Below are 5467 nucleotides of genomic sequence, written 5' to 3' on the forward strand. Positions count from 1 at the left end.
GCTGGCAGGAGAACGACCAGCGGCCCTGCCCGCCGGGGTCATCGGCGCGGATGTGCTTCAGCTCGGCCGACTGGTCGCCGTAACGGACGCTCACGCCCGCTGTGGCGTAGGCGATGCGGCGGTGCTCCAGGGCGGCGTTGTAGAGCTGCCGGTGGTCTTCCAGGCCCGCGGCGAGCGCGGCGGCCTGCTTGGCGGTGGGGCGCAGCAGGAACGTGAACGATCTGCGCACACCCACCTCCCATCACGTTCGGTAACGACAGCACCACGATATCGGCTGACGCCGGTAAAACCGGGAAGGACATCCATGATGCGCGGACCTGACAGGTCAGGGCACGCTCGGGCCTGGGCGGCCCTCCCGCTCCCGATTCCCCCGTCGCCTGAAGGCGACGTTCCCCTCGGGAGGATCTGATGGAGCTGGCCTTCGAACGGCGCGGGGTCGGAGCGCCCCTGATCCTGCTGCACGGCATCGGGCACCACTGGCAGGGGTGGCTGCCCGTGCTCGACCGTCTCGCCGCCGAGCGGGACGTGATCGCCGTCGACTTCCCGGGCTTCGGCGTCTCGCCGCCGCTGCCGCCCGGCACGCCGTACACCGCGGAGACGCTCGCGGACGCGGTCGAGTCCTTCTGCGGGATGCTCGGCGTCCGCGAGCCGCACGTGGCGGGCAACTCGCTCGGCGGCTACGTCGCGCTGGAGCTCGCCTCCCGGGGGGTCGTCCGCACGGCGGCGGCGCTGTCCCCGGCGGGGTTCTGGAGCCGGAGCGAACTGCTCTACCTCCAGACGGTGCTCCGCGCGACCAGGGCGGCGGCACTGGCCCTCCCTCCGGAGCGGGCCGAGGCGACGGCGCGCAACCCGGTCGCGAGGGCGCTGTCGACGGGCGTGATGGTGGCCCACCCGGGCAGGCTCTCCGAGGAGGCGGTCCTGGCCGCCGGGGAGGCCCTGCGGGGTGCCAGGGGGTTCGACGAGACGCTGGCCTCGTTCGCGTGGCTGATGCCTCCGGCGCCGCCCAAGGTGCCGGTCACGATCGCCTGGGGCGAGCACGACCGGCTGCTGTTCCGGCGGCAGGCCGTACGGGCGGCGCGGTGGTCCGGGCAGCGGGTGAAGCTGCTGCGGGGCTGTGGCCACCTGCCGATGAGCGACGATCCCGAGTTGGTCGCGCGGGTGCTGCTGGAGGCGTCCGCGGGTTAGCGCGCCACGGAGCTCAGGACCCGCCGGTGCGCGGCCGGACTCCGGAACCCGGCCGCGCGATCCGTTCCGGCCCGCTCACCCGGCCGCGCGGTTCGTTCCGGCCCGCTCGGCGCCGGGCGTCGCGTCCCCGTCAGCGCATGGTCTGTCCCCAGACGGCGAGCATCACGATGATGAACGCGATCATGACGCCCGCGTAGGCGACGGGACCGAGCCGCAGTGCCCGGCGCACCCGGTTCAGTCCCCAGGCGAACAGGAACGCCAGGAAGACCAGCAGGATCAGTCCGCTGTCCATCGTCACCGCCTCGGGGGAGTCTCGCTGACCAGTATGCGCCGTCCGATCGCCGGGTGCGGCGGTTCCGTGGGCGCCTCCCGGACCCGGCGGGTGGGTACGGCGCGGCGGTTCGTGGCAGGGTGGCCGTCGTGAACAGAACGTCGAAGACAACGCGTGTCCTGCTGGCGGCGGCGTTCGCCGCGTGCCTCTCCGCCTGTGCGGGGGAGGGCGGCTCGGACCCGTCCGCCACTCCTGCGGCGCCCTCCGCCTCGGGATCCGCTCCGCAGACGGCGTCCCCCGCCGTCTCCACCCCGGCCCCGGCCCCGCCCTCGGAGCCGGCCGAGACGTTGTTCCCTGCCCCCTCGCCCTCGGGGGGGACGTCGACCCCGGACACCCTCGGTGGCAGAGGCCTCGACGAGGACGTGCTGGGTCAGGTCACCATGAAGGGGGCGAACTCCATCCTGGTCACGGGGGACGACGCCGGCGACCGCACCGCGCAGCTCCTGCCGTACACCGAGGTGCTGGACGTCCAGGGCGGCATCTGCGACGAGGGTGCGATCCCGCACCGGTGCAACGTGGACCAGCTGAAGAAGGCGCTCAAGTCGGGTACCTCGCTGTACGCCAAGGTGACGATCAAGGACGGGGTGGCGGTGACGATCGAGGAGCTCGTCAGGAACTGACCCGGCAGCCGTCGATCACGCCCGGCCCCGGGGCGTACCGCTGTGCGGGCGTGATCGGCGGGTGGCGGCCGCGGCCGGAGACGATCGGACGTGGCCGGAACCGGCGAGGGAGCGGCAGGGGTGACGGGGCGGTCAGAAGCCGAAGGAACGGCCGATGATCTCCTTCATGATCTCGGTGGTCCCGCCGTAGATCGTCTGGACCCGGCTGTCGATCCAGGCCTTGGCGACGGGGTACTCCATCATGTAGCCGTAGCCGCCGTGCAGCTGGAGGCAGCGGTCGATGACCTTGGTCTGCAGCTCGGTGGTCCACCACTTGGCCTTGGCGGCGTCCACGACGGTGAGCCGCCCCGCGTTGAGGGCGAGGATGCACTTGTCCAGGTAGTGCCGGGCGATCTCGACCTCGGTGTCCAGCTCGGCCAGCACGAACCGGGTGTTCTGGAAGGTGCCGATGCTGCGCCCGAAGGCCTGGCGGTTCCTGCAGTAGTCGATGGTCGCCTTGAGCACGGTCTCGGCGGCGGCCACCGCCGCGACGGCGATCGACAGGCGCTCCTGCGGCAGGTTGCCCATGAGCTGGAAGAAGCCCTGGCCCTCCTGGTCGCCGAGCAGGTTGGCGGCGGGGACGCGGACGTCGTCGAAGGACAGCTCGGCGGTGTCCTGGGCGTGCATGCCGATCTTGTCCAGGTTGCGGCCCCGGGTGAAGCCCTCCATGCCGCGCTCCACGACCAGCAGCGAGATGCCGCGGGCGCCGCGGCCGGGTCGGTCTTGGCGACGGTCACCACCAGGTCGGAGTTGATGCCGTTGGTGATGAAGGTCTTGGAGCCGTTGAGGACGTAGTGGTCGCCCTCGCGCACGGCGGTGGTTCGCACGCCCTGCAGGTCGCTCCCGGCCCCCGGTTCGGTCATCGCGACGGCGGTGATCAGCTCGCCGCTCGCGAACCCGGGCAGCCAGCGGGCCTTCTGCTCGTCGTTCGTCAGGTCGACGAAGTACGGGGCCATGACGTCGTTGTGGAGGGAGAAGCCGAGGCCGGACGCGCCGACCCTGATGATCTCTTCGACGATCACCGCGTTGTAGCGGAAGTCCTTGATCCCCGCCCCGCCGAAATCCTCCGGCACCCCGAAGCCGAACATCCCGACCTCGCCGGCCTGCTTCCACACCTCACGGGGGACGATGCCGTCCTTCTCCCACCGGTCGTGGTGCGGCACGACCTCCCGGGCCAGGAACTCGCGCACGGTCTCCCGGAAGAGATCGTGCTCCTCCTCGAAGAGGTCTCGCTGCATGGACTGCCTCCTTTGGGGTCTCCGCAGACCAGAATACGATTCTGTTTCCTGGAGGTACAGGTGGCCGGGGGTGCCGGGTTCCCCTGCTTGGAACGTTCGCGAGATCACAACTGCGCCACAGTGCCCTGGGAGTCTCCCCGAACCCCCTGCGGGGTGCTGCCGCATACCAGTACGATCCGGACCGGTTGTGATGAAATGACCATTTCTGTGTCCAGGTTTTACGAGCGGAGTGACCAGTGGCGCGGTGGACAACAGGTCTCCGTACGGCAGTCGCGATTCCGATGCTGGGTCTGCTGAGCGGTGCGCTGGTCGTGCTGTCCTCCGGCACGGCCTCCGCCAACAACGCCGAATTGGTGGTCGACTACGCTTGCACAGGCGGGATCGGCAAGAGCGGTCCGGTCAACCTCAGGACCAAGGTGTCGATTCCCACGACGCTCGCGGTGGGCGAACCACTCGCCATCGGGTGGACGATCGATTATCTGGACGGGACCAGGTTCGGCTCGCCCGACTTCTTCGCTTCCCAGGGCAAGGTCACGGTCACCGGAGACGTGCAGTTGTCCGGGGGCTGGTACGGCGTGCTCAAGCCCACGGGAAGCCTCGACCAGTCCGGCCCGCTGCGTCCCGACTCCCCGCTGGAGCTTCCCGAAGGAATCTCCGACTCCGCGCACACCACCCGGGCGACGAAGGTGAAGGTCACGCCCCAGGCTCTGGTCGTGGACTTCACGCCACCGGCAGGTGAGGTGATGGTCAACGACGACGACTCGCGAGTGCTCTACGAGACGGGCACCTGGAGGGACCTGAACGACCAGCCGGAGCACCACAACAACCATCACCAGGACATCCACCGTGCGAGGGACAAGGATGCCACCGCGTCCCTGGAGTTCACCGGGACGGGGATCGAGTACGTCGCCCAGCGCGACTTCCGGGCGGGAAGGGCCCGGTTCTACCTCGACGGCAAGGAGACCACGCCGGCCTACGTGGACGCGTCGAAGGAGGATGACGGCACGTCGACGAGTTTCGCCAACAAGGGCGGCCTGACGCTGTGGAGTCTCCGCGGCCTCGACTACGGCAAGCACCGCCTCCAGGTCGTGAACGACGAGCAGGACAAGTGGACGCAGCTGGACGCCTTCCGAGTGATCACCGAGGAGCTGGCGAGCCCACCGCTCGCGTACAGGGCCACGTGCACGCTGGTCAGCGCGCCGGTGTCGGTGGACGTGACCATCGGAGGCGCTCCGAGCGGAACGCCCGATCCCACCGGGACGATCTCCCCCACTCCGACGGGCACCGGCAGCACGCCGCGACCGACGGTCACCAATTCGGGCACCTGGCCGCTGCCGACGTGCACCTCGACGCCCACCCCGACGCCCACGCCCACGGCGATCCCGTCATCCACGCCCACCGCCCCCAAGCCCTCACCGACCTGCACCAACCCTCCGGCGGGCGGCGGGTCCACGCCGACGCCGACGAACAAGAGCGCCTCGCCCACGGTCACGGTCACCGCCAAGACCACCACCACGCCCAAGCCGACCGTGACCGCCACCGTCACCGTCACGCCCACCCGGGCGACGCCCACCACGCCCCAGGTCGTGGTGACGCCCCAGGGCGGCGCGGACACGGGCGGCGGACCCGGTGAGCCTTCGGGGCTGGGCCTCGTCGGGGCAGGATCGGCCGTGGTCTTCGGCGGCATGCTGGGCGGCGTGGCGCTCGTCCGGCGCCGGGCGGGGCACGCGCGGGGCGGGGAGTAGGAATGAGCGCCGGAATGTACCCGGAGCCGCCGCAGGAGTCGCCCGGCCCCCTTCCGGGCGGCGGTTCCGGTTACCCGGGTGACGGCTCCGCCGGCCGGGCGGCGCACCCGCTCCCGGCGGGGGCAGGAAGTGGCTGCTGCCCTCCCTGCTGGTCGCCGGGTCGCTGGCCGGGGTGGCGATGGTCATGGCCGGGCTGCTCACCTACCTGGCCCCGCTCTCCGAGGAGGAGATGTACGGGCCTCCGGTTCCCCAGGCCGCAGCGCAGGCCCAGCCGCCGCCGCCCGTCCAGCCGCAGGACCAGGGCGCGGC

5 protein-coding genes and 1 pseudogene are annotated in these 5467 nt (G+C 71.0%); 3 read left to right on the forward strand and 3 right to left on the reverse strand.

Annotated features, from left to right (window positions below; all coding sequences use genetic code 11):
* On the reverse strand, positions 1-229 hold a 229-nt coding region (locus ACWJ6R_RS29095; RefSeq protein ID WP_449065293.1), incomplete at its 3' end, for a helix-turn-helix domain-containing protein.
* A 179-nt stretch (positions 230-408) separates the two neighbouring features.
* Between ACWJ6R_RS29095 and ACWJ6R_RS29100 the strand changes: the two genes are divergently transcribed.
* Complete coding sequence (locus tag ACWJ6R_RS29100; RefSeq protein WP_449065294.1) at positions 409-1185, forward strand: alpha/beta fold hydrolase; 777 nt, start codon at positions 409-411, stop codon at positions 1183-1185.
* Between the two features lie 130 nt (positions 1186-1315).
* Here ACWJ6R_RS29100 and ACWJ6R_RS29105 read toward each other — a convergent pair whose 3' ends face one another.
* A complete protein-coding gene (locus tag ACWJ6R_RS29105; RefSeq protein ID WP_449065295.1) occupies positions 1316-1477 on the reverse strand; it encodes a hypothetical protein in 162 nt (53 codons plus the stop codon).
* 128 nt (positions 1478-1605) lie between these two features.
* Here ACWJ6R_RS29105 and ACWJ6R_RS29110 point away from each other — a divergent pair, with 128 nt between their 5' ends.
* Positions 1606-2136 (forward strand): hypothetical protein, encoded by a 531-nt coding sequence (locus ACWJ6R_RS29110; protein WP_449065296.1) that lies wholly within the window; start codon positions 1606-1608, stop codon positions 2134-2136.
* 132 nt (positions 2137-2268) lie between these two features.
* On the opposite strand, the pseudogene ACWJ6R_RS29115 reads toward ACWJ6R_RS29110, so the two are convergent.
* Positions 2269-3413, reverse strand: a pseudogene (locus ACWJ6R_RS29115) (acyl-CoA dehydrogenase family protein).
* Between the two features lie 281 nt (positions 3414-3694).
* Between ACWJ6R_RS29115 and ACWJ6R_RS29120 the strand changes: the two are divergent.
* Entirely contained in the window at positions 3695-5158 is a 1464-nt protein-coding gene (locus ACWJ6R_RS29120) for a hypothetical protein (protein WP_449065297.1), read from the forward strand.
* Positions 5159-5467 lie beyond the last annotated feature (309 nt).

It is taken from the genome of Planomonospora algeriensis (genome assembly GCF_977012225.1).